We start from the raw sequence: 24,920 nt of genomic DNA, 5'->3' as shown, positions 1-24,920 counted from the left end.
AATGCCCGGGATTTTTTTTGTCCTAAAACGGCATTAAAGTGATCAGAATTTTTGGATTTCGTCTCGAACGATTTATGGTTGGAAGAAGTATTTTTGTAGGAAGAGGAGAAGGACCTTGGCTATAGAACTTCTCCATCTAACTCAGAATTTATGCCTTCTAGTTCCGAGTTTTTGGATGGAAGATTCCAAATTTCATTCCGAGAGGGATACGATTCCCTAGGTTCGACTTCTTTTTGTATAGATTCCAGCTTCCTGCAGAGGTCCAGAAATGGATGGCGGAGGGAGGAGGCACCACGTATGCTCATGCACAGATTTTTATATAATGAGACTCAATATCAATAAATTCTCGAGATTTTTGAAATTTTTCTGTTGACGTGGGAAACAATAAAATGGGATTTTGTTTCCTATGGGTGGGAAACAAAATATACTATAAATGTTTCCTATTGAATCTTATGAAACAGAAACAGAATCAACCGTCATTTCGTTCCCTTCTTTTTGTAGGGATATTCCTGAGCTCCTTCTCCGTTTATGGAGAAAGCCAGGAGGAGTTGGAGAGAGAAGGAGTCTGGACAACTACTTCTCTAATTCGTTATTCGTTGGAAAATTCAGTGCAGGCAAGGATGAGCCGCATGGATTTGGATAACTCCGAATACGATTGGGAAAAGGAGAATGGTAAGTATAATTTTATCGGGACATTAACTGCCAATACCCAAAAGACGAATAACTTACCTCTTCCTCAATATACCTTACAAGGTAGAGAGATCACAAGTAATACACTTTCGGCAGGTCTTTCTAAACAGTTCAGCACAGGGACTTCTGCAAGCCTTACCGTTTCGGATAATAGATACGAGACTGACGCAGGAAAGAGGCCTGAACAACAGGGCACGATCGCACAACAATTTGCCCAGCCTAGTTTACATTTTGCGAATCTAGGATTTACGCTCAAACAGGAATTGCTGAAAAACATTTTCGGGTACCAACAGAGAAGATCCTTAGAGATCAGCAGGAGAAGTTCCGCAGTCAGAAGATTGGATGCGATGAATAATCTCTCCAGGAATGTTGTTCAATCTTTATTAGCATTTTGGAATTTATCTTTAGCGGACGAGAACCAGAAAACCGCTGAACTTCTGGTAAAAAGTGTGAAGAATGTAAAAGAGATCACTTCTTCCAAAGTTCGCTTGGGTGTGGCAGAAGATTATGAGTCCGGACAATGGAATGCTCTTCTAATTACTGCAGAAAATCAATTAAGACAGACAAAACTGGAGAAGGACAGAGTTCGCAGGGATTTGCTTGTTTCTTTGGGAAAAGATCCTGAAACCAAAGTGGGATTTTCCCTGGTTTTGGACGAGGCTCTTCCCGTTTTAGGAGCGGAAGAATCGGAAACTGAAGAAGCTTTCAAACATAGATACGATTTCAAAAGTCTTGCATTACAAAAACAGAATGCAGGGGCCGCTTTGGAAATTGCTAAGAACGGACTTTTGCCTTCTCTTTATATCAGTGGAACATATAATTCCAGGGAATACGATCGGAATTTTCCGAATAGTTTTGATGGGATTGGGACCGGTAGATATACTCAGAATTCTGCAGAGATCAAAATGGATTATCCTCTAGGCAATGATACTGCAAGAGCGGAATTCAGGAATTCACAAACACAAAGTAGAAAAATGGACCTGCTGATGGAACAAACCAAGGAGCAGGTTAAAACGGACGTAAGACAAGGACTTCAGAAGATCCGTACGACTCATGAAATTTTAGAAGAATCCAAGAAGAATCTTTCTCAAGCGGAGAAGTTTTATGCAGGAATTCTTCCAAGATATAGATACGGAAGAGCCACATCCGTAAACGTAAAGAACGCATTAGACCTGGTAGCTCAAGCTAGATACGGACTGATGCAGGCAAAAGTGAATTATAACTCAGCGCTAGTGCAATACGAACTCTCCAAGGGTACCTTATTCCGTAAATACGGAATGGATTCCGAGGAAGTTCTGAACCAAACCACCGGAGACCAAAAATGAATTTTGCAGAATTGTCGATCAAACGACCGATATTCATCACTTGTACGGTCCTCATCATACTTGTTTCAGGTTATCTTTCCTTAAACAAGTTGGGAGTAGATCTTTTTCCTAACGTAACAATTCCGGTAGTCACAGTGACTGTGCCTTATCCGGGTGCTGCTCCTAACGAGATCGAAACCTTGATCGCAAAACCTGTTGAGGATGAGCTTTCTACGATCTCCGGAGTAAAACGGATCCGTTCCACTTGTAGTGAAGGTTCCGGAACAGTAGTCTTAGAATTTACCTTAGAAACAGACGTTAAATACGCGGAACAACAGGTAAGAGATAAGGTCTCTGCAGTAAAACCTAAATTACCGAATGATATCAAAGAACCTGTTATCAGAAGGATAGACCCTGCGGACCAACCGATCATCATTCTTGCATTGAATGCTGACTTGAACGAGGCTCAGATCTACGATATCGCGAATGAAGAGATTAAACAAAATCTTCTAACTGCTAAGGACGTGGGAAATATCACGATCTATGGTGGAAGAAAAAGAGAGATCCATGTAGCCTTAGATCGACAAAAACTAAAACAACATATGATCCCTGCTTCCGTGGTTTCTAATCGTTTAGCTTCCGGTGGAACGAATATCCCGGCAGGAAAAGTAAGTAAGGCTGATTCTGAGTTAGTTTATAGGACCATTAATGAATTCAAATCCCCTCAAGAGATCCGAGATACTCCTATTTCCTTATTCGGGAATGAGGTTCCTGTTCGGATCGGACAATTAGGAGAGGTCGTAGATACTTTAGAAGATGAAAGCACTCGCGCGTATTTTAACGGTAAAAAAGCGGTCTTCTTGTTAGTATTCAAACAATCCGGTTCCAATACTGTTGCGGTTGCCCAAGAGGTGAAAAAAAGGATCGAAGATCTGAACAAGGAACTCGCGAGAAGAGAGGGAGGAGCAGTTCTTTCCATCGCAAACGATAACTCCATTCAGATCGATGATAATATCTACGACGTAAAAGAGACAATCATCATAGGGATCGCGCTTACGATCGTTGTGGTGTTACTCTTCTTAGGAAGTGTTCGTTCTACGATCATCACGGGCCTTGCGTTACCGAACTCACTTTTAGGTGCATTCATTTTGATGGCGGTTGCTGGCTTCACAGTAAACGTGATGACACTTCTTGCATTGAGCTTGGCGGTAGGGCTACTCATCGACGACGCGATCGTTGTTAGGGAGAATATTTTCCGCCATAGGGAAATGGGAAAAACCGCAAGAGAAGCTTCTACAGAAGGAACGAAAGAAGTTACCTTGGCAGTAATCGCAACTACTATGACAGTGATCGCGGTATTCTTACCGATCGCTTTCGTAAGTGGTGTGGTGGGACAGTTCTTAAGAGAATTCGGGTTAACAGTCTGTTTTGCTCTTTTGATCTCTCTTTATGATGCGCTAACCATCGCTCCTATGTTATCCGCATACTTTGGTGGAAAAATTTCAGGATCTCATGCAGCGAAAACTTCTCATGGTTCTGCGTCTGCTGAATTCACAAGTCTTCCTGAGAGTGGAAAAAAGAGAAAGAAAACTGAAACTACTCCTTTGGAAGAGATCGCATTCTCTAAGATCAGAGCTCAAGAAGCTCCTAAAGGAATTGTGGCTCGTGCTTTCGGGGCATTGATCGAACTTCTGAAACTTGTCCTTAGGGTTTTGGGTGCAGTTCTTTCTCCAGTGGAAAAAGGTTTAGATTCAGTATTATCCTGGTTTAACGTATTCCAAACTTGGTTGGAGAATATATATGCAGGAGTTCTAAAGTTCACTTTAAAACGACCTGTATTCATTTTGAGCGGTGCGGTATTAATTTTCGTAGCGAGCTTGATGCTGACCAAATATATCCCGAAAACTTTCTTACCTGCTCAGGACCAAGGAAAGTTCCAGGTAACCTTGGATATGCCTCCTGGTACTTCAGTTCAACGTATGGCAGATATCGCTCAAGAAGCGTACAAACAGATCGCCGCTCATAAGGAGATCAAATTGGTTGCGATGTTCAATACGAACAGAACGACCACTATGTTCGTAGAAATGGTCCCTGCGAAACAAAGGAATATGAACACTTCTCAGTTCAAAGACCTTATGCGTAAGGAATTAGAGAACTTCTCCTACGCGAATCCGATCGTAAAAGATATAGATAACGTAGGTGGAGGGCAGAGACCTTTTACCTTAGTAGTTAGCGGACAAAACGGTAAGGTTGTAGAAGAATATTCCAGAAAACTTTTCAATAAATTAAAAGAATCTAAAGCTCTTTTAGATGTGGATACAAGCTATAGAGCGGGAGCTCCTGAGTTCAGAGTTGTGCCGGATCGCCAAAGAGAAGTTTTACTTGGGATCCCTGGAACAGTGATCGGAACAGAGTTGAGAACTCTTGTCGAAGGAACTACTCCTGCAGTATATCGCGAGAACGGAGTGGAGTACGATATCAGGGTCCGTTTGAAAGAAGGGCAAAGAGATCTAAAGGAAAACTTCTATAGTTCTTTTGTTCCAAACTTCAATAATATGATGATCCCGATCCAAAACGTTGCGAAAGCAGAAGAGACAACAGGTCTTGCGACGATTAACAGGATGAACAGAAATCAATCCGTGGAAATTTACGCAGACGTAAATCCGGATGGGCCTGGAATGGGCGGGGCAATGGAAGAAGTTGCAAAATTGACCCAAACAGAACTTCCTCTTCCTCCAGGCGTTCGTATCGGATATACAGGGCAGGCGGAAAACTTCAAAGAGATGGGAACTTCTCTAGGGATCGCAATGGGGCTCGGAGTATTATTCATCTACATGGTACTTGCTTCCTTGTATGAAAGTTTTATCACTCCGATCGCGATCATGTTGGTCCTCCCACTTGCGCTTTGTGGAGCGTTTATCGCTTTATTCATGACCCAAAAGTCTTTGGATATTTTCTCCATGATCGGGCTAATCATGCTCATCGGGGTGGCTACCAAAAACTCGATCCTACTCGTGGACTTCACGAACCAGTTGATACAGAAGGGTGTAGAGATGAAAGAAGCGATCATAGAAGCGGGAAGAGAACGTCTTCGTCCGATCTTAATGACTTCATTCGCTTTGATCGCAGGGATGGCGCCGATCGCTATCGGGTTGAACGAGGCTTCTAAACAAAGAACTAGTATGGGAGTTGCGATCATAGGTGGTTTGATCTCTTCTACCGTCCTGACTTTGGTAGTGGTTCCGGCTGCATTCTCTTATATAGAAAAATTGAATCAGATGGTCCGCAGGAATTCTCCGAATCCGGATGCATGAGAATATCATGAAATTCTCCGAGAAAAAAAACAGGCTCCGCTTATTACGCGGGGCCTCTCGGGTCTTTCTCCGGAAAGGATATGCGAAAACTCGAATGGAGGACTTTGTAGAAGAGTCCAAGATCGGAAAGAAGACCTTATACGAATATTATTCCAATAAGGAAGAAGTTTTAAAGGCGGCTGCCGAATACCGTCAAAGTAAGGCCGCCTTTAAGATGCAAAGGATCCGAAAAAACCGCTTCTTGGACTTTCCAGGGCGATTCATCAGGATGAGGATAGAGCTATTGGATGTTTGGAAACCAAGTCATTTCTCTCTTTGGAAAGAATTACAGGATCAAATCCCTGAAATTTGGAGAATGGTGAAGGAGAAAAGGGTCCAATTAATAGATAGGGAAATTACATACTTATTAGAAGAAGGGAAAAAATTAGGAGAATTCAGAGCGGACTTGCACCCTGACTTGTTCATTATGGCTTTATTAGCCTGTTCAGATGCAGTCTATCAGTCGGGAGAATGCCCGACCGATCGTCGGGCAGGAATATCCGAACTGGACAATATTTTCCTTTATGGCATAATACGCAGAGGAAACGAAGATGTTTAATCGTCTTCAGATTGAAAAATCGTTTCCTAAGCGGAAGGGGGATAATAAAGTGCATAGCGCCGTGGAACAGGAACTAACCCAAGAGAAGGACGAAGTCCGTCAGAGAATATTCGAGAAATCGTTCGAACTATTTTTGCGATACGGTTTTGCGAAAACTCGAATGGAGGAGATCGCCCGTACACTTCGGATTAGCCGCAAAACACTTTATAAACATTTCGCTAACAAACATGAATTGTTAAAAGAAGTGATGACTGATAAACATCTCAGGATCCACGGTCGTATCGAAGGGATCTTCCAAGACCCTGAAAAATCCATTAAAGAAAAGATCGCGGCTATGAGAGGTTGTCTCTCTTCCGAGATCCCTCACGGAATGAACGAATTCTTAAGAGAGATCCGCGACCAAGCTCCTGATATTTGGAAACAAATCCAGTCTCTAAAAGAAAAAAATATAAATAGAACAATGAGAAAGATGATCGAGACCGGGATCAAGAACGGTGAAATTCGTTCCGAAGTAAATCCGGATATCGTACTTTTGATCCACTCAGCGGCTTCAGAAGCTATGTTTGATCCGAACTTTCTTGCTCAAACACCATATTCAATCCGAGATCTAGTCCAGGAATTGGATAATATCATCTTCTATGGGATCGTAAAACGGGACGATATTTGAGTTTTTAACAAAAACTCGGACGTTAGGTTTTCATTCCAAAATATATCTTCTTTTTTCAAAAAGATTCGCCTAGTTTTGAATTCTTTCGGAATATACCACTTATATCCGATTGAAATCATATGATCGTTCTTTTATTCTTCTTAGGCTGGATCTTCTCTTCTATTCCCTTCTATTTCCTTTTTTCTCGATTAAAAGAACTTAAGAGGATCGGGCTTCTTCTCTTATCCTTCATTTGCCCGTTATTATATGTAGGGCTTATCGCTTTAACTCTTACTGCCTTGGGGATATACAGTATCCAGAAAATACTGACCTCCTTGTTTTTACTTTCCGGATCAGGATTTATTTTCAGACAGATCTTAAATAAAAAAATATATCGAAAACAATCCAATTCATCGCAACGATCCGAGTTTGGAAAAATTGAGACTGTTCTTTTAGTCGTTTTCGCCTGCTTTGCGTTTTATTTATATTCCGCTTTTCCTACTTATTATTTGGATGGCGGAAGGGATCAGGGACAGTATACAATTTTCGGGATCGTAATCGCTAAGACCGGCGGATTACATTTGGAAGTTCCGGACACTAGATTGATTGAAGATATTTTCGAAGATTCGGTTTTAGTGGACTATCAATCCATTGCATCCGAATTCCAAATCGGTTTATCAGATTCTGAAACTTACAGGTCTCCTAGATTTTTTCATCTTTTGCCTGCATATCTAGCGCTCGGTTATGATCTGTTTGGTTTGGACGGTTTATTTAGAGTTAATGCAGTATTTGCGTTTTTGTCCGTTTTTCTATTTTACTTAATTTCCAGAAGAATGCTCGATCCTTGGTTAGGATCCGTCGCGACGGTTTTATACGTATTAAATCCTGCTCAATTATGGAACGTAAGATCCACTCTATCTGAAACGATTTCGCAATTTTTAATATTACTTACGGTATATTTGATCCAATTATTTTTTAGAAAAAAAAGTCCGATCTACATGTTAATGGTCGGATCTGTTTTCGGGATCAGCTCATTCGTAAGAATAGATAGTTATATATATTTTCCCACACTAACTTTATATTCGGTTTTTCTGTCTTTGTATACAAAGGATAAATATAAGAATTTTCTGTATTTTCTTCTCTCATTTCTTGTTATATCCTTTCTATCTTTAATTTACGCTTATTTCTACTCTAAGTTGTATCTATTTAATTTATGGGAATTCGGTTTTCTGAAGATAGTTCTTATCGCTTGGATCCTTTCTGCAGGAATTTTAATAACTCAATACGTTATCCATACGAGATATTATTTCTTGATAGACCGTATCAGGATTACCTTAAGTAAGAATAAAAAAAACTTAAGATATATTTTATTTTCCCTTTTTATATTCGTGTTTTTGTTCGCCTACTTCATAAGGCCAGGGCTTAAGATCGATATAAATGGATCCGGAAATTTGAAATATCTGGCGGCAAATTCTTTATCGATCTTCTTTTGGTACGTTCCGTTTTGGTTATTCTTTTTCCTTATCTTTGCCTGCGACTTATTTCTGATTAGAAAAAAGAATATAATCTCTTCTTTCATATTTTTTATCGGAATATTTTTACTCTTAGTGTATTTGTTAGATCCGGGGATTGCGCCGGACCATTTTTGGGCGTCTAGAAGATGGATGCTCTTTTCTATCCCGTTTGCCATTTTAGGAGCTTTTATTGGAATTCGTTCTTTAGAGATCCGTAATGCGATTTTTAAACTAACATTGGTTTTTTCACTTTCGATTCTCTCGATTATTTATACAATTTGGAGATCAGAAATGATCCTATTTCAAACAATGATGGAAGGTTATCCGAAAGGATACGGATCCTTCGCAAGTGTAACTCCTAACGAAAATTCTTTTTATTTTACTACAAAACGTTCGATAGCAAGCCCTCTCAGATACATCTACGGAAAGAATATTTATCTTATTAATGACACTGAAGAGTTTCTGAAGAAGGTCCCGAAACTTTTGCAATTAAACAAACAAGTTTTTATCATTCAAAACGGAGGTTTTTCCGGAGCTGATCGTGATCTTAAATTCACTCAGATTGCGAATTTAATTCTAAACGGGAAATTTCCGGTGGAATCCATTCATAGATATCCTGAATTTTTATATCATAAAAACTTAAATCTTCAGACTTTCAGGATCGAAAAAGCGGACCCCAAGGTTTCCCCAGAACCGATCGAATTTGATTGGATCCCTGCAGGGGGTGGGTTTTTGTCCAGAGTTGGGAAGATCGAAGAAGACGGGACGATCTCCGCGACTAGACATCAAGGGCCTTTAGTATTTGGACCCTTTCTGACTCTCCCAAAAGGGAGATACCAGATTGAATGGATCGGCCGGAATATAAATAATGCTGAATTCGATATCACTTACAACGGCGGATCCTCCCTTTTGCATCCGAGACAAAAAGGAAAACTTGCAGATTCTGAAACCTTAAATTTTGAAATTCAGGATCCGGTTATAGACGACCTAGAGTTTAGAGTATTTGTAGAAGGAAAATCTGGAGTTCATATTCAAAAAATCCGATTAAAAAGGATCCTATGAAGTCCGTATTTGTTCCTAGCTGAATATATTAAGTAAATCAATAAGATATTAGGGACTGAAAATGAAATACGTTTATCTTTATTTAATTTTGATTCTTTTCTCTTTGAATTTATCCGCCGGTGATAAGGGAAAGGGAGACAAATGTACGATGGATATTCAATGCGGTTTTGGACTTCAATGTAGCGGCGGAGTTTGTACGAAAAAGCAAGAGTTTGATCATGGAAGTTCAGGAAAATCCGGAAACCAATGCAATTCGGATGCCGATTGTATCGGCTCTGGGTCCTGTGTCTCCGGTACTTACGGAAAAAAATACTGCTCCGGCAGTTGATTTGATCCGACCGGAGAGGATTTCGTAAAATGATTTGAAGCCTGGAAGAGTTGGCAAGTATTAGCGATTCTGCAAATACTTGTCCTTTGGACTTTCTAAAGCTCTCAACTTTTCCAATTCGGACTGAATTTCCTGAATGGATAATTCACCTCCGCCTGAATTCTCTGACAAATTTTTCAAAACAGGCTGAAGTTTCGCGGCCTCTTCTTTACTTATAGAGATCCCTGATTGCATTAGGATTTCATAAACTGCGGATTTACCGGATTGGCTTGTAAAAGCGATCCTATCTCCTTCGGGCCTACCGATCAAGTCAGCATCAAATGCTCTATACGCTCCTTTTTTCAGATCTTTCGTCTTAGATACGCCGTCTTGATGAATGCCACTTCTATGAGCTACAACGTCGTCTCCTACCAATGGAGCCTTTTCCGGAATAGGAACACCGGACATACGGGAAACGATCCTAGAAGTCTCATAGATGGATTGCAAATTTAAGTCCACTTTCACTCCGCAATTATGTAAAGCGATCGCGACCTCGTAAGTGTTTGTATTCCCGGCTCTTTCGCCCAAACCGTTTAATGCAGTCTCTAGTTGAGTTGCACCTGCAAAAAAACTTTCCACAGTGGTTGCGGTTGCCATTCCCAAATCGTTATGAGTATGCACCGAAATCTTACTGCCTTGGGGAAGTGCTTCCGCTACTTTTCTGACCATTGCTACAAAAAGATAAGGCCTATATCTTTCCACAGTATTCGGAAGATTGACTACGTCCGCGCCTGCGTCCAAAGCCGCCTGAAACGCTTCCACGGCAAATTCCATATTCTCCAAAGAATCTCCGAAATGTTCACCGGAAAATTGGACCTCACCGTAATTTCCTGCAAGTTTACGGGCATAGGATACGGAACGTATTATATTTTCTTTAACTTCTTTTTCAGAAATTCCCAAAACATTCCGGATCGTAAAATCGCTGATCGGATAAACGATATGTATTCTCGGTTTTGGAGCTTTTCTGATCGCTTCCCAAGAAAGATCTATTTCTTTTTCTACGGCTCTAGAAAGGCTTGAGATGGAAACATTTTCGGGAGCTAAGGATGCAAGATACGAACATGCCTCGAAGTCTTGGCGACTTGCGGAAGCAAATCCAACTTCTATCCCTTGTACTCCTAATTTCAAAAGTCTTTTGAAGATGATCTCTTTTTCTTCCAAGTTCCAAGGTTTACGAAGAGCTTGGTTCCCATCTCTTAAAGTCACGTCCATAAAGAAAGGAGACACCGGAGGAGTTTTTAAACCTTGCCCGGGCACGATCATGTCTTGGATGGATGGGTATTGGGTCGCGTTATTCGCGTTTATTATTTGTTCCATGTGGCCTCTTTTTTTCCGATCTCTCCGAGAGGGATTTTGTCCGGAAAGAAGCCCAGATACAAAAAAACCCGCTCAGAGGAGCGGGTTTTTGCTCACGCAATATCCTATGCCCCTCTAACTCCAAAGTAGGAGAAGGAGGAGTCCGAGCAAGTTTGCTTGAAAGGAATTCTGCGCCATAACTATACTTTTAGACTCGGCAAATCCAGAAAAGAAGTCAAGTATAAAAGAAAAAAGAATTTGGGGTCAGCTTTTAAAAGTTCGGGGCGACTTCTTCGCTACGCTCGAAACGCGCTGCTTCCGGGCTTCGCTAGCGCTTCGGTCTCTTCGAGACTTCCCCTGCGCATCGCTGTCGCGGTTCTTTGATCAGGACTCTTCTTCTTTTTTAAGGAAACTCCAGATGCCGCCTTGTTCGAATTGTTTCTCTTCTAATAATTGTTTTAATTGAAGATATTCTTTTTTGACCTGATCCGGGACCCCTACGATCTCTAATTTGCGAAAAGTCTCTCTTGCTTCTTCGAAACGGTTCGTTCTTACATAACAAATCGCTAATGCATATAATGTGGGAGAATCGGATAATTCAGACTCAGGTAGATCCTTTAGTAGATCCAGTGCTCGATCGAATTTAGAGGCTCCTGTATAAACCGCAGCAAGATTCTTTTTAGCAAAAACATCCGTATCATCCAATTCTAATGCCTTGGATAGATGGAATTCCGCCTTCGGTTTATCTTTTTTGCGAGCGAATAAAACACCTAAACCAACCCAAGCTTGGACATGGGCAGGTTCTAAACGGATACATTCTTGGAGAGCCGATTCTGCGGGAGCCATTTCTCCTAATTGAGAAAGGCACATTCCTAAATGAAAAAAAGAGTTCGGATTATTAGGTTCCGATTCCGTCCAGGAGATCAATACGGACTTTGCCGAATTCGAGTCTCCTCTTTTCAGATAATCCAACGCGGTTTTCAATCTTGGATCCATTCTTTTTCCATTTCTTTTCTTCCTTATGGATACGACTATCTTTTTCCTCTTTAGTTTCTCTGTTACAATGTTGGGCGGATGCTTTCCATTCCCAATCCGCGTTGATCTTGATACGTTCTTTGTCTATCTGATATTTTTCCATAAGAGTATCCAAAAGCCGAACGTCTTCCCAATCATCTGCGTTTACGAAATGGTTGGATTCTTTCATGAATTCTTCTTTCCAATTGGAAACGAATACGTCCAAATGATCTTCCTTAAAATCTTCCAAGCTGTCTTCGGAGTTGGAGCATTCATTTATCAGAAATTCGACATGTTTCTTTCTCAGTTTTTCTTCTGAAGTTTCAGTTATTTTCTTATAACTCACATAAATAAGTCCGACGGTCAGGGTGGTTTCGAATGCAAAAGGTACAGGAGTAATTGCCGCGATCGCTAAGACCCCGCCTAATCTTCTCACAATAGAGCTACTATCTTTCTTTAATTCAGAAGTATAAAGGGAGACTTCTTTGATCCGATCCAAATATTTTTGTTTTTGAGGCTCTATGAATTCCGATTCGAATTTTTCAAGATCAGACAACGCATCCTTATATTTCGTTTTAAGACTTAAACTTGCGTGATAAACATTCCCGTCTTCATTCGTATAAAATAAGGAATATTGATGCTCTCTAGATATCAGTGACTTGTCTTTTCTGGGAAAAGAAGAACAGTAAAATGACATTAGAATGAAAATGAACGGAAGATATTTGGATCTTAATGGAAAAAACATTAAAAGAATATAATGATTTGATGATAAAAAACGCATTTGGCGCCGCCTTAGGCATTAGCCTATTTATGCAAACCTGAAATATATCTGGGGTCTTTTACAATCCGGACACCTGAAATAAATTTCTTATGTCGAAATTGGGTGAAAGCTTTTAGATTGGCTGTCCGTCTAACTCCGCTTTTTGCTGGACAGAAATTCTTTAGAGGCTTTCATAGAAGGGCGGAATTAAATATGAACTCTTTTCTAAAATATACTTCTATCCACCTGGTCTCAACTTTTGTGTTTATTCTCTCCTGCTCAAGCGCCGAGAAAAAAAAGGAAGAAGTTCAGGTCCCTGCTTCGGGAGAACTAAGAGCCGAGATGCCAATTCTGATCCAGTTTGAAGAAGATCAGGATTATGATGTAAAAACTTTGATGGCTACTTTTGCGACCGGAACGGAAGGCAAGGATAGAAGATTAGATAGGGAATACGCAAAATTCCCGATCTTAGTCGGAACCGGAGCAAGATCCAAAGAGCTGGAATTGGAAGGCACTGTAACCCGAAGGATATCATGGAGTAGATCCGAAAAAAAAGAAGTACTGATCTCAATAGAAGGAAATAAGATCTCGCATAATTGTGGTTTGGGGATTACTGATAAATCTCTTAAAGTTTCAGATCCTGGCAAAAAACCGTTTCGTGCAGTTCGTATCTATTTTAAAGGAACAGGAGAAAGAGACTCCTCTTCTACCGGACTTGCTTGGGTCTTAGGAGCTGGAACTTATCTATTATATCCTCTAATTTATAGCGGATTCGTGGTGGAAAAGTTGGATTGTGGCTTGGTTCTCGAAGGTTAATTTTGCTTTTCTAATTCGTCTAATTAGAAGAATATAACAGAAAGGAAGAAGAATATGCCGTATATGGCTGTCGGTTCCCGACAAATCCTGTATTCCGATTCTACGGCTCCTGCGATGGTGGGGGACCAACCTAGAGAAGTAGCTTCCGTTTCGGACAATCCGATTGTCCAACCACAAACATTAGTGGTTCCTCCTGGCGGGTTGCCTCCTCATCTAGGACAGTTCCTAGATTCTACAGTTTAAGGACATTGATGTACAGACTGCTTTTCTCCATTTTACTTCAGTCTCTGGTTGTTGTATTCGTTTTCCCTTTGATCGATTCCGGTTTTAGGATCAGCAATAGTGTTTGGGACGTAGTAGTAATCGTTCTATTTTTTGGATTCCTGAATTTTCTTTTAAGATGGTTCTTAGTGATCATGACTTTGGGACTTGGATATCTTGTGTATCTTCTCTCTTTGGGGCTTGCAGGACTCGTGGTAAATGCGATCGTGCTTTCTTGGATCGGAGATATATTCCCGGATAAGATCGTAGTCCCGGGATTTTGGCCTGCGTTTTGGGGAGGAGCAATCCTTGCTTTAGCCAATTATGTGGCTAAGAAGGAATCCCAGGACAGCGGACATCATCGTTCCGATCGTAAAAAGAAAAAGTAATATTAAATTTCTATAATGATTCGGGAAATCCAAGCAATTTTCAAGAACGATCCTGCCGCAAGGGGAATGGAATTTATACTTTATCCAGGTTTACATTCCATTCTAATGCATAAGTATATCGCTTACCCTTTGCATAAAATAGGCCTGAAGTTTATCGCACGTTTCATTTCTCAATTGAACCGTTTTTTGACAGGAATAGAGATCCATCCCGGAGCAAAAATCGGAAAGGGACTTTTTATCGATCATGGTATGGGAATCGTGATCGGGGGAACAGCTGAGATCGGAGATGATTGTATTCTCTTCCACGGAGTAACTTTGGGCGGGACCGGAAATCATCAAGGCAAACGTCATCCTAGCGTGGGAAATAATGTTCTGATCGGAGCTAGGGCCACGGTACTCGGTCCGGTAAAAGTAGGGAATAATGTTAAGATCGGAGCGGAAGCAGTAATTATAGATCATGATATCCCGAACGATTGTACCGTCGTAGGAGCACCGGGAAAAATAGTGAGACTAAAGGGAAAGAAGGTAAGGAAAGCTTTACTTAAGACTAAAATAGTTTAGATCTTTATAATATATTTTTAAGCTGGGATAACATCTCTTCTTCTAATTCTATAAAATATTTAGGATCATGGGTCATCACATAAAATTGTGAATTTCCTTGAAATAATTTCAAAAACAGTTCCGCTTTACTTCTAGAATTGAAATTTTGAGGTAATAAAAATTCCTTTTTACTTTTATTGAAATAATTCTCTAAACAAGAGATCCAGCTCTCTAATACATCCGAACTCTGTCTTGCCCATTCTATATCGGGTCTATCCAAGCTTCCCATAAATCGAGCTAAGGGGCATCCGAAATATTTTCCGGATTTCACCTGCTTCTTTAAAAGTGCCATCCAACGATGGATAAACTCTGTTGGATTTTCGGATCTTTCCATAAGTCTTTCCCAGGCCTCTCTAAAATCTCTACCCTGCCTATCTATGTATTCTTTTCCTAAGTCTTCCTTCGTTTGGAAGTATCTATAAAAACTTGCCTTATGAGATTCGGATTCATCGATTACCTGATTGATAGAAGTTCCGGCATAACCTTGAGAATACATAAGCCTGACAGCAGTGGATGCAATCCTTTCAAAAGGACCTTCCGACTGGTGGTTTTCCGGTTTTCGTTTGCTCATCAGGCTAAAATAAAATGATAGACTAACCGGTCTATTCTATTTTTATAAGGCAGATTTGCTTATAGACCAACTGGTCTATTGAGGTGAGATTATGCAACAATTGCAGTTTATAAAAAGAAATCAAATAAATTGGGTAGAAGTTCCCGATCCTAAAATTTCTGGCAAGAACCAGGCCTTAGTGAGACCCCTTGCAGTCGCTAGATGCGATCTGGATCTTCCTATTTTAAGAGGGCAGACATTGTTCCGACCACCTTTTCCATTGGGGCACGAGTTTGTGGGAGAAGTTATAGATATTAGCGAAGATCTTTCTTCTATTTATCCGAAAGGAACAAGGGTAGCGGTTCCATTCCAGATATCCTGTGGACATTGTGCGAATTGTGAGACTGGCCTTACTAAAAGTTGTAGCACAGTTCCTCATACGAGTGCCTACGGAATGGGGAAGGGTGCAAAAGAATTCGGAGGGGCATTATCCGATTCTGTTTTGATACCATATGCAAGTGAGATGCTTATACCTTTCTCTACTAAAACCGATCCGGCAGCGATCGCAAGTATCAGTGATAATATAGTAGAAGCCTGGAAACTTGTAGGAATACATTTAAAAGAAAATAAAAACAGATCGGTATTGGTATTAGGAGGATTTGCTTCTAGTATTGGGCTCTATACGGCTGCTCTAGCAAAACATATGGGGGCTGCGGATCTGATCTATTTAGATACGGATAAAAAACGTTTAGAGATCGCTGAGTCTTACGGGATAAAAGTAGAACAGATCGATCAATTCCCGAAAAGTTTCGGTAAATTCGATATCGTAGCAGATGCGAACGGAACAGCGGAAGGTTGGGATTGCGGTCTTCGTTCTCTAGGAATAGAAGGAGAATTCGGTTCTGCATCCATCTTCTGGACCAATACTGTGCCGATCCCTTATTTAGAATTATATAATAATGGAGCAACGATCCGTTTAGGAAGAGTTCGATCCAGAGAATGGATCCCAGAAATTTTACGCTTAGTCGAAGAGGAAGGATTTGATCCTTCTAAGGTTACCACAAGAAAAGCTTCTTGGTCGGATGCGGCCGATGCGTTTTTGGAAGAAGAAACGAAATTGATCGTAGTGAGATAAAAGCCTATCTAGGCTCTTGAAGCCCGTGACTTAGTATTACTCGGTGCTCTAAGTTTTCGGACGAATTATAAAGTACATTGGCTTAAGGACGAGGAAACTCGTCCTTGTTTTTTAATATAGTCCGATAGATCTGAAATAATCCCCTAAAAGGCCGTCTACCTCTTCAAAGGAAGAGTATCCTTTCGTTAATATTCCTCGATCCAAACCATCCGAAAATACTAAACAAGGAAATCCTGAGACCCCTAATATGTATCCGTAGTTAAAATCGTTTCTCGTTTCCAATAGGGTTTCTTCTCTATAGTATAATTCTTTGAATTCATCCTCAGGCAGGGAAAGTTCTTTTGCGATCTCAGCGTAAGTCTGGAAATCATTCGGATCCTTTCCTTTCGCGTGAAAACTTTCTAATAATTTATCTAAGAACGAAAAAGTGAGAGAAGGATTTAATCTTTGGGCAGTGATGACTGCCCTGGATCCGGGTTCCGAGTCGTAACGGATAAATCTGTCCTTAAGTATTTCATATTCGAAATTTCTTTTGGATGTCCTTTCCACTTCTTTCCATAGGTATTTAAGCGTTTCTGTAAAACCTTCCGAAAATACTTCCGTATCTGAGCCGTATTTTAATCCACCCAGCACTAAGGTGAAATCGATCTTGTCAGAATATTTTTCCCGGATCTTTTCGAAAACCGGGGCGAAGCCGTAACACCAGGCGCAGATCGGGTCGGCGACATAGATGATGGAATGTTTTGTATCCGGACGTTTTACTTCTAGACTCACAGATACATGGATAATTCTTCTTTTATCTTTTCCAACTAATAAAAAAGGCGGGAACTAAGTCCCGCCTTCCATTCCTTTTCAAATAGGAGGATCTTTTTTAGATTTCGTTCGGGTGTTTGACGTAGTAGAGCGACAGCCATACTACCCCGAAAAGTACCCCCGCGTAAGCTAGGATCGCAGTTGCGATGTCTATCATCGGAAGAACAGCAGCAATTGGTGTAACTTTAGCTGCTGTGATCTTCGTAGCTTCACCTAGAATTAGGAAAAGACCTCCTAATCCGATTAAGTGATAGCGATTCATCGCATCCTTGGATACTCGGGCAAACCGGGCAAACACAGGAACAGCCAAAAGCGCTAATGCGAAGATGGTCACTGTATCCATGTTCATACCTCCTTAAGGTACTAGGTTAGACCGCTCGATGGTTCTGCACATTTCATATCTTTCTGAAAAATAGTTTAAAAAAACATCATGTAATATAACGAGCGGTTTAAAATAAAAACTACGATGTAGTTCTTAAGGGTTAAATTTATTTTTTATTCTATTTATCATGAAAGTGATAGTTTATCTTATTTTTTAATAATATTCATTAGTATATTATAATAATTTAATTATTAATGAGCGAAGTCTTCGGATTGCGGGACATCACCTATTTTTGGCCGGGTTCTGTAGGAAGAAATCGAGAGTAAGAAGTGATAAATCGAGCCATAAGATTCATCGAATCGTAATCTAAAAGAAAGAATTTTTTTGGACCGGAAAGCCCCACCCAAAGTAGACATTATAAAAGTGGATGTATTATCATACTATTTGGAAACATACGAAGCCTGTAGAAAGGCCTTTCTTTCCTATAAAAAACAATTAAAAGCCAAGTTCTCCCGCTTCGAATATGATCGTCTGGAAATCCCTAAAGACGGTGGGGAAGTTGATATCTTCTATTTAGGCGAAAAGAAAAAAAGCGCCAAAAGGCTTGTGATCATGAGTTCTGGGATTCATGGAGTAGAGGGTTATGCAGGTTCTGCATTCCAACGCAGATGGATTGAGGAGTTCCTACTCGATGATAAAAACCCTTATCAACTTCCCAAAAATTCGGATTTTCTGATCCTACATGGGATTAATGCTTTCGGTTTTAAAAACTTCCTCAGGGTGAATGAGAGAAATGTGGATTTAAACCGGAACTTCGCTCTTAAGAGAGAAAAACTCCATAAAAAATTTAAGAATAAGAATTACAGAAAGATCCAATCCTTCTTAAACCCTGCTTCAGAATTCGGAGGATTCTTTTTCGAATATATTTTCTTTATCATTCGATTCATAGGAGTGGTGCTTAGATTCGGAGCGAAATACGTTTTGGATGCCGCCGTAAACGGACAATACGAATTTCCGAAAGGGATCTATTACGGAGGAAGAAAACCAGAACCTGTTGTAAGGACCCTTAGAAAGTATTTCAAAAAAGTTTTAAAACCTTATGATCGTATTTTGATATTGGACTTTCATACCGGATACGGAGCGAAAAACGGGATTAGTCTCATGCAGAATGCGGAGAAAGGCTCTAGAGAAGATAAAAATTTAAAAAGAGTATTCGGCGATTTCGGTTTGTTATTAAACGAAGGGGAAGAAGACTTTTATAGAACTTCCGGAGATTTTACAGACTTCTTCGGAAAAATATTAGCAAAGGAAAAGGACCTATTTCCGATTACTGTCGAGCTCGGAACATTCGGTAACTTGAGTTTTCGGGGCGCTATTCGAGGAAGTTTTCTAATGATCAGCGAAAATCGTATCCGATTTTTCGGCGCGAGATCCGAATCTGAGGCGGAAAGAGTTAAGGAAGAATTTAAGGAAATGTTCTATCCTAGTAGAGAAGATTGGAGACTCGCTGCGATGGATCATGTTTTTGGGATCCTTCCAGAAACGATCACTCGATTTTCAAAATTATAAACTTATTTTATTTCTAAAGAATGAAGTCCGATCTTCTCTTCTAAAAATTGGGAGAATTTTCGGACTCGTTTCGGTACATTTTCGGAAGGAAACAGGATACATCCCATTGTTCCCGAATCCAGGATTACATTCGGTAAAACTCTTTTTAGTTTTCCGGAACGTAGATACGGCTCTACATCCCAATAAGATCTGAATAGAATACCTCCGCCTCCATTTGCCGCGTATTCGCAAAGAAAAGTGGCATGGTTCGATTTGATTTGCCTTTCTCCACTCAAGTCCTGCAGTCTTTTTTTAGTTTTTGGAACTTCGATCCTAGAATGCTCTTCTACATACATGATTTTATGTTTGGAAAGGTCGTCCAATCGTGTCGGAACTCCAACACGATCCAAGTAATTAGGATTCGCTACTGCAATTACGGGATTTTCTAATACTGTAAGACATTTTGATCCTCCGTTAGGTTTCATGATCCGAAAGGCAAGATCCAATTGTTCCGATATTAAATTGGATTTTTCGTTAGCGAAGATCAATTCTACTCCGATCTCAGGATATAAATTTGAAAACTCGGAGATACATTCGGGTAGGATCCGATACGCGAAGGGAAGAGGTGCAGTCATTCTGATCTTCCCCTTCATTTCTTTTTCTTTACTCGCTTCTTTTTCCGCTTCCTTGATCTCTGAAAGTATCCTTTCGCAGCGGATCAAAAAGTTTTGACCTGCTTCTGTGAGCTTCATAGATCTAGTAGTTCTGTTGAATAGGATTACTTTTAAGGATTTCTCCAGTCTAGAGATCCGTTTGCTAACCGACGGAACGGAGTTACGGGTTTTTTTAGCTGCCTTTGCAAAACTACCTTCCTTGCAGACTGCTTCGAAAATTTCCAGATCGGATAGGTTTTCCAGGTTCATTCTTTCCATTTTGGAAAGAATCTCTTTCAAATGCAAGGTATTGTGGAAAATATAGTTTTTGTTATTATCTATATTATCCGTGAGTAAAGCATGAAGCCGATCCAAGACCAATAGTCTTAGAAAAACTCCAGACGGATTCTTATATAAGGAGAATGAATTTGAAAGCAATGATAATCCAATCCTTCGGTGGGCCCGAAGTGTTCCAAATGGGAGAATTGCCAAAGCCGAGCCTGAAAGAAGGCCATGTTTTGGTGAAAGTAAAAGCGACTAGCGTAAATCCGGTAGATTATAAAATTCGAAAGTTTGGACCGCCTATTTCTCCGGAGTTGCCCGCAGTCTTACATGGGGATGTATCCGGTATTATTCAAGAAGTGCCTTCTACTGAAAAGTTTTGGAAAGTGGGAGATGAAGTTTTCGGATGTGCAGGAGGAGTTGCAGGTAGCGGTGGTGCATTAGCCGAGTATATGCTTGTAGATTCCAAATTGATCGCGAGAAAACCGAAAAATATCAGCTTTGAAGAAACAGCAGTCCTTCCATTAGTTTCTATCACTGCGTGGGAAGGTCTTTTCGATAAAGGAAAACTTTCCGCAGGAAATACGATCCTAGTGACTGGAGGTGCCGGCGGGGTTGGACATATCGCAGTTCAATTAGCGCGTTGGGCTGGAGCAAGAGTGATCTCCACTGCTACTGGAGAGTCCAAGAAAAATTTGGTTTTATCTTTGGGTGCAGAAGCAGTTGCAGATAGAGGAATAGATTCTATTCGTGAAACAGCGAATCGGATTTTCGGAACTAGTGAATTCGATTTGGGTTTAGATACTGCAGGAGGAGAAGGTTTCCAAACAGTGATCCAATCGGTTCGAATTAAAGGAAAAGCGATCACTATCAATGGAAGCGGATCATTCGATCTATCTACTGCTCATTCTAAAAGTTTGGATCTAAGTATAGTCTTTATGCTTCTTCCTTTATTGAAAGGAGTAGGAAGAGAATATCATGGAAAGATCCTTACGGAAATATCCAGACTTGTGGAAGCGGGAATTATAAAACCGATTGTGGATCCTGAAATTTTCGATTGGACTGAAATTGGAAAGGCCCATCAAAAATTAGAAGAAGGTAAAGCAATCGGAAAGATTGCAGTCAGAGTAGGGAATTAAGATCCTAAACTCGATCAACGATCAGAAGTGTGACATCGTCTTCAAAATCGGATCTATGGCAGTATGTTCTACATTCCTTCAATAAGGCTTCTGCAGCTCCTGCCGAATTTGATTGAGAGTGAGTGCGCACTGCCAATGTTAAAAGATCTTCGCTGTATCTTCTTGTTCTTTCTGCATTTGAATGTTCAGTGATACCGTCGGTATAAAGTACCAATCTATCTTGCGGTTGAAAAGAAGTAACATATTCCTCGAAGAATAGATCCGGGATCACTCCCACCAGTTTTCCTTTCGTTTCCAAATGTAAGGATGTTCCTTCGGATTTTCTATAAAGGATCGGAGGGTTATGGCCCGCGTTCGTATAAGACAAAGTATTGGCAGAAGTGTTTACGATCCCGTAGAATGCGGTCAGAAAATTTCCGGCCAACTTATTATATAAAGCATAATTGAGAGCCGTAAAAAATTTAGAAGGACTTGATAAGGTATCCGGATCGAAAGTCCCAACAACCGTATGAATGACCGTGGCTATAACTGAGGCGGAAAGTCCGTGACCGGAAACGTCTGCGATCAAAATTGCAGTAAGATTCTCATCTAATTTTATAATATTATAAAAATCTCCGCCTACGTTATCGTATGGAATATGTTGTACTCCAAACTCTAATCCCCCCACATAAGGAAGACTGGACGGTAGGATCTTATGCATCACTTCTCGGGCACGTTTGAGTTCTCTGTCAGTATCCAATACTTTATGGAATAAATTCGCATTCTTGATCGTGACACTTAGTCTGTTTGCGATCGCTCCTAACATTTCTAGATCCGCTTGAGTGAATGCAAATCCGGAATACTTGTTGTTCACGCTGATCACTCCCAATAATTCCCCTCTGAATAATAGAGGGGCGGAGATAAGTGAATTTGCTTCGAACTTATATTTTGCGGATTTATCGTATCTAGGATCTTCGTCCAAGTTTTGGATGAGTAAAGTTTGTTTCTCCTTTGCTACCCAGCCTGAAATTCCTTCTCCGTAAGGGACTTGTATATTGTGGATCGCTTCTTCAGGAATACCTCTTGCGGCAAGTACGCGTAGGACTTCCAACGTAGGATCCGCGAGATAAATTGTTCCCGCCTTTGCTTCTAAAAATTCCAAAACTTTATCTAAAAGCCAATTTCCTAGCTCGTTGATACTCTTCTCTGCTACAGTTAATTTTTCGAATTCGTAAAGAAGTCGGAGTTCCAACACTCTCTTTTTTAAGGTTTCGTGAGCCTGAGCGTTCTTGATCGCGATCGCAGCCATCTCCGAAAGTGAATTTAACACTTCTATATCCGAGTTTTCGAAACTACGATTTTGGGATTTATTCAGGATCTCTAAAGTTCCGATCACTTTATCCTGGATGAATAAAGGCACACATGCAAGAGATCTGGTGCGAAATCCTGTCTTTTGATCTAATGCAGGATTAAAACGAGGATCCGTATAAGCGTCTTCGAGTAGGATCGGTTTTTTTTCTTTTGCTACCCATCCTGCGATACCTTGGCCGGGCTCCAATCTTGCGTATTTTTGGATGATCTCTCCTTTTTCTCCCAAAGCTACTTCGCAGTATAAGAATCCGTCTTTTTCTTCTAATAGAAATAGGGAGCTTGCTTCCGCTTCCAATAGATCCTTGGAATATAACATAATAAGAGGAAGTAGTTGGTATAGGTCCAGATTGGCGTTTAGGATAGTACTCGTGTTCAGTAGGCTTTTGTATTTTCTGGCTTCCGAGTCAAGATTGGACATAGATGGGGCAAGACTCTCATGGATCGTTAAGTAAGTCAACGGATTGTCGTTTTCTGTAGGAACAAAATCAAAGAAAGACGGAATTTCGAGGAACTCCGAGCATTTTTTTCGGTCGGATATAAGAGTTAGTGAGTATGGAGTTCGATTTGCAAAGGCTCGTTGTTTTTCTCAGCATTTTTACATGCATTCTTTTTCTAGGTTATTCGTACGCGACAAGTCGTTTGATCGCTCCCTTCGAACTGGGAACTCTTCAAAAAGTCTTTCTTTGGATTGGAGTGGTTTTTTTGGTCTTACTCACTCCGAGTGCATATATTTTGAGCCTCTTTTATAGAGAGACTTCATGGCAAAAATTTTGGGCATATTCCGCATTCACAACTTTGGGATTTGCCACCATCTTGGTTTCTTTCGTAATTTTTAAGGATTTAGGAAATCTAGTTTGGAAGTCTGCAATCTTTCTCTCAGATCTATTTCAGTCCAAAGGTATTCCTAGTTCGGAAACTACTAGTATTTCTTCTGAAGTGGAGAAGTTTACAAGAGGAGATTTTTTATCTAGGATCTCTTCTTTTGCTCTATTAGGAATAGCTGGAGGAATGACTGCATTTGGTTTTTACCAAGCGAAAAAAACTCCTTCTATCAAACGAGTAAGTATTAAAGTAAAAGATCTTCCGGAAGGATTGCACGGATTTAAGATCGCACAACTTTCGGATATTCATATTGGCCCGACGATCAAGGGGCATTTTTTAGAAGGTGTCGTTCAGAAGACAAATTCGTTGGAGCCGGATCTAGTCGCTATCACCGGAGACTTGGTAGATGGTACAGTGAATATGCTGAAACATCATGTTACTCCATTAAAAGATCTAGAATCAAAATACGGTACTTTCTTTGTGACCGGAAACCATGAGTATTATTCCGGAGTGATTGCTTGGATCCGTGAGTTGGAAGATCTAGGCATTCAAGTATTGCTAAATCAGAATAAATTAATAGAGCATCAGGGAGCTAAGATCGCGGTTGCAGGAGTGACTGATTATAAGGCCCATACCATCATCCCTGGTCATAAAACGGATCCGAAACAAGCTTCTCTTGGAACGGAAGATGCACACTATAAAGTATTACTCGCCCACCAACCAAATTCGGTTTTTGAAGCTGCTAAGGTCGGATATGATCTGCAATTATCCGGCCATACTCATGGTGGACAATATTTTCCTGGAAACGTGTTTATCCATTTATTCCAGAAATTCGTAGCGGGCTTAAGTAAGTGGGAAGATACCCAATTGTATGTGAGTAGAGGTACCGGATATTGGGGCCCTCCACTTAGGATAGGAGCTCCTTCTGAAATCACTTTGCTAGTTTTAGAAAAAGCCTGATTCGAATTGACATCCCGACTTTTATAAGCTCCTTTGACGGGTATCTAGGAGTTGGGATGTTCAAAGAAGTATTTTCGTCCGGGTTTTCAGTATTTTCGATTTTTAGTTCTCAGAACAAAATAAGCTCCGGACATAAGGGAATACTTCTTAGATCTTTTTGCTTCATTCTTCTTTTCTTTTTTGTTTCTTCTTCCCTCATACATTGTTCTAAACCAAAACCTAAATCCAACTCAGAGATAGAAAGGTTAAAGCCTAAAAAGAAAGCGGATGATCGGGACCAAGATTCGGATCTTTCCAATCGAGAATATTTCGACGAGGACGCGGAAGGAAAACCGATCGAACGAAAACCCGAGCCAAGTCCAGGAGTAAATTTAAGATCTTATGCAAGCGGTTCTTCCGGATGCAAGAAAGGAAATTGCAAGAATGGAGAAGGTATCTATGTGTATGATACTAAAGACGTTTATTCCGGAAGATTCGTGGACGAGATGAGGGAAGGTTGGGGGACTCTTGCATATTCCGACGGAGATAGATACGAAGGAAATTGGTCCGAAGATAGAAAGTCAGGTGCAGGACGTTATGTGTTTAGAGACGGCTCCGTATTTAGCGGTGCGTTTTCTGGAGAAGGAAGTGGAAACGGGAAATATATAAAGGCCGGAAGAGCCCTGAAATGTAAATTAGAGAATCGTAAACTGTTCTGTAAGTAGTATGGTGATAA

The 24,920-nt window shown here is 40.5% G+C and carries 23 protein-coding genes; 15 read left to right on the top strand and 8 right to left on the bottom strand.

Going from position 1 to position 24,920, the window contains the following annotated elements; genetic code table 11:
• Nucleotides 1–452 precede the first annotated feature (452 nt).
• The 6 genes from EHQ64_RS11025 (at nucleotide 453) to EHQ64_RS11000 (ending at nucleotide 9,456) form a co-directional block, all read left to right on the top strand.
• Nucleotides 453–2,015, top strand: a complete 1,563-nt coding sequence (locus EHQ64_RS11025; protein ID WP_210410847.1) for a TolC family protein — start codon at nucleotides 453–455, stop codon at nucleotides 2,013–2,015.
• A complete protein-coding gene (locus tag EHQ64_RS11020; protein ID WP_135649532.1) occupies nucleotides 2,012–5,308 on the top strand; it encodes an efflux RND transporter permease subunit in 3,297 nt (1,098 codons plus the stop codon). The genes EHQ64_RS11025 and EHQ64_RS11020 overlap by 4 nt, the downstream gene beginning before the upstream one ends.
• A complete protein-coding gene (locus EHQ64_RS11015; protein ID WP_342775353.1) occupies nucleotides 5,301–5,906 on the top strand; it encodes a TetR/AcrR family transcriptional regulator in 606 nt (201 codons plus the stop codon). The genes EHQ64_RS11020 and EHQ64_RS11015 overlap by 8 nt, the downstream gene beginning before the upstream one ends.
• A gap of 49 nt (nucleotides 5,907–5,955) precedes the next feature.
• Nucleotides 5,956–6,573 (top strand): TetR/AcrR family transcriptional regulator, encoded by a 618-nt coding sequence (locus tag EHQ64_RS11010; protein WP_135649556.1) that lies wholly within the window; start codon nucleotides 5,956–5,958, stop codon nucleotides 6,571–6,573.
• A 119-nt stretch (nucleotides 6,574–6,692) separates the two neighbouring features.
• Nucleotides 6,693–9,128, top strand: coding sequence for a glycosyltransferase family 39 protein (locus tag EHQ64_RS11005; protein WP_135649530.1), 2,436 nt, complete (start codon nucleotides 6,693–6,695; stop codon nucleotides 9,126–9,128).
• 61 nt (nucleotides 9,129–9,189) lie between these two features.
• Nucleotides 9,190–9,456 carry a hypothetical protein gene (locus EHQ64_RS11000; RefSeq protein ID WP_246048718.1) on the top strand — a complete coding sequence of 89 codons (267 nt, stop codon included), beginning with the start codon at nucleotides 9,190–9,192 and terminating at the stop codon, nucleotides 9,454–9,456.
• A gap of 60 nt (nucleotides 9,457–9,516) precedes the next feature.
• Here the strand turns inward: EHQ64_RS11000 and leuA2 are convergent, their stop codons facing one another.
• The 3 genes from leuA2 to EHQ64_RS10985 form a co-directional block, all read right to left on the bottom strand.
• Nucleotides 9,517–10,812 carry a 2-isopropylmalate synthase LeuA2 gene (gene leuA2, locus EHQ64_RS10995; RefSeq protein WP_135649529.1) on the bottom strand — a complete coding sequence of 432 codons (1,296 nt, stop codon included), beginning with the start codon at nucleotides 10,810–10,812 and terminating at the stop codon, nucleotides 9,517–9,519.
• Nucleotides 10,813–11,175: 363 nt separating this feature from the next.
• A complete protein-coding gene (locus tag EHQ64_RS10990; RefSeq protein ID WP_210410846.1) occupies nucleotides 11,176–11,787 on the bottom strand; it encodes a tetratricopeptide repeat protein in 612 nt (203 codons plus the stop codon).
• Nucleotides 11,690–12,586 (bottom strand): hypothetical protein, encoded by an 897-nt coding sequence (locus EHQ64_RS10985; RefSeq protein ID WP_246048717.1) that lies wholly within the window; start codon nucleotides 12,584–12,586, stop codon nucleotides 11,690–11,692. The genes EHQ64_RS10990 and EHQ64_RS10985 overlap by 98 nt, the downstream gene beginning before the upstream one ends.
• 192 nt (nucleotides 12,587–12,778) lie before the next feature.
• Between EHQ64_RS10985 and EHQ64_RS10980 the strand changes: the two genes are divergently transcribed.
• Genes EHQ64_RS10980 through epsC form a run of 4 tightly spaced genes read left to right on the top strand, consistent with a single transcriptional unit; the run spans nucleotide 12,779 to nucleotide 14,592 of the window.
• Nucleotides 12,779–13,381: a hypothetical protein gene (locus EHQ64_RS10980; RefSeq protein ID WP_135649528.1), complete on the top strand. Its 603-nt coding sequence runs from the start codon at nucleotides 12,779–12,781 to the stop codon at nucleotides 13,379–13,381.
• A 54-nt stretch (nucleotides 13,382–13,435) separates the two neighbouring features.
• Complete coding sequence (locus EHQ64_RS10975) at nucleotides 13,436–13,624, top strand: hypothetical protein (protein WP_135649527.1); 189 nt, start codon at nucleotides 13,436–13,438, stop codon at nucleotides 13,622–13,624.
• Between the two features lie 8 nt (nucleotides 13,625–13,632).
• A complete protein-coding gene (locus tag EHQ64_RS10970) occupies nucleotides 13,633–14,031 on the top strand; it encodes a phage holin family protein (protein ID WP_135649526.1) in 399 nt (132 codons plus the stop codon).
• Nucleotides 14,032–14,046: 15 nt separating this feature from the next.
• Nucleotides 14,047–14,592, top strand: a complete 546-nt coding sequence (gene epsC, locus EHQ64_RS10965; protein WP_135649525.1) for a serine O-acetyltransferase EpsC — start codon at nucleotides 14,047–14,049, stop codon at nucleotides 14,590–14,592.
• Between the two features lie 4 nt (nucleotides 14,593–14,596).
• Here epsC and EHQ64_RS10960 read toward each other — a convergent pair whose 3' ends face one another.
• A complete protein-coding gene (locus EHQ64_RS10960; RefSeq protein WP_135649524.1) occupies nucleotides 14,597–15,202 on the bottom strand; it encodes a TetR/AcrR family transcriptional regulator in 606 nt (201 codons plus the stop codon).
• Nucleotides 15,203–15,293: 91 nt separating this feature from the next.
• Between EHQ64_RS10960 and EHQ64_RS10955 the strand changes: the two genes are divergently transcribed.
• Nucleotides 15,294–16,316 (top strand): zinc-dependent alcohol dehydrogenase, encoded by a 1,023-nt coding sequence (locus EHQ64_RS10955; protein ID WP_135649523.1) that lies wholly within the window; start codon nucleotides 15,294–15,296, stop codon nucleotides 16,314–16,316.
• A gap of 111 nt (nucleotides 16,317–16,427) precedes the next feature.
• Here EHQ64_RS10955 and EHQ64_RS10950 read toward each other — a convergent pair whose 3' ends face one another.
• A complete protein-coding gene (locus EHQ64_RS10950) occupies nucleotides 16,428–17,090 on the bottom strand; it encodes a DsbA family protein (protein ID WP_167882386.1) in 663 nt (220 codons plus the stop codon).
• 97 nt (nucleotides 17,091–17,187) lie between these two features.
• Entirely contained in the window at nucleotides 17,188–17,472 is a 285-nt protein-coding gene (locus EHQ64_RS10945; RefSeq protein ID WP_036089130.1) for an LIC10816 family protein, read from the bottom strand.
• 363 nt (nucleotides 17,473–17,835) lie between these two features.
• On the opposite strand from EHQ64_RS10945, the gene EHQ64_RS10940 reads away from it, so the two are divergent.
• Complete coding sequence (locus EHQ64_RS10940; protein WP_246048715.1) at nucleotides 17,836–19,020, top strand: M14 family metallopeptidase; 1,185 nt, start codon at nucleotides 17,836–17,838, stop codon at nucleotides 19,018–19,020.
• Nucleotides 19,021–19,022: 2 nt separating this feature from the next.
• Here the strand turns inward: EHQ64_RS10940 and EHQ64_RS10935 are convergent, their stop codons facing one another.
• Nucleotides 19,023–20,090, bottom strand: a complete 1,068-nt coding sequence (locus EHQ64_RS10935; protein WP_135649522.1) for a LysR family transcriptional regulator — start codon at nucleotides 20,088–20,090, stop codon at nucleotides 19,023–19,025.
• Between EHQ64_RS10935 and EHQ64_RS10930 the strand changes: the two genes are divergently transcribed.
• On the top strand, nucleotides 20,090–21,073 hold the full coding sequence (locus EHQ64_RS10930) for a zinc-binding dehydrogenase (protein ID WP_246048724.1): 984 nt from the start codon (nucleotides 20,090–20,092) through the stop codon (nucleotides 21,071–21,073). The two genes, EHQ64_RS10935 and EHQ64_RS10930, sit on opposite strands and share 1 nt — an antisense overlap.
• A 4-nt stretch (nucleotides 21,074–21,077) precedes the next feature.
• Here the strand turns inward: EHQ64_RS10930 and EHQ64_RS10925 are convergent, their stop codons facing one another.
• Nucleotides 21,078–22,841 (bottom strand): GAF domain-containing SpoIIE family protein phosphatase, encoded by a 1,764-nt coding sequence (locus tag EHQ64_RS10925; RefSeq protein ID WP_135649520.1) that lies wholly within the window; start codon nucleotides 22,839–22,841, stop codon nucleotides 21,078–21,080.
• 134 nt (nucleotides 22,842–22,975) lie between these two features.
• Here EHQ64_RS10925 and EHQ64_RS10920 point away from each other — a divergent pair, with 134 nt between their 5' ends.
• Together EHQ64_RS10920 and EHQ64_RS10915 are read left to right on the top strand one after the other, a co-directional pair.
• Nucleotides 22,976–24,205 carry a metallophosphoesterase gene (locus EHQ64_RS10920; RefSeq protein ID WP_135649519.1) on the top strand — a complete coding sequence of 410 codons (1,230 nt, stop codon included), beginning with the start codon at nucleotides 22,976–22,978 and terminating at the stop codon, nucleotides 24,203–24,205.
• Between the two features lie 56 nt (nucleotides 24,206–24,261).
• A complete protein-coding gene (locus tag EHQ64_RS10915; protein WP_135649518.1) occupies nucleotides 24,262–24,909 on the top strand; it encodes an MORN repeat-containing protein in 648 nt (215 codons plus the stop codon).
• Nucleotides 24,910–24,920 lie beyond the last annotated feature (11 nt).

This window comes from Leptospira sarikeiensis, assembly GCF_004769615.1.
Taxonomy (GTDB): domain Bacteria; phylum Spirochaetota; class Leptospiria; order Leptospirales; family Leptospiraceae; genus Leptospira_B; species Leptospira_B sarikeiensis.
The sequence above is the reverse complement of the archived record's forward strand: the minus strand, read 5'-3'. Positions and strand labels throughout refer to the sequence as shown.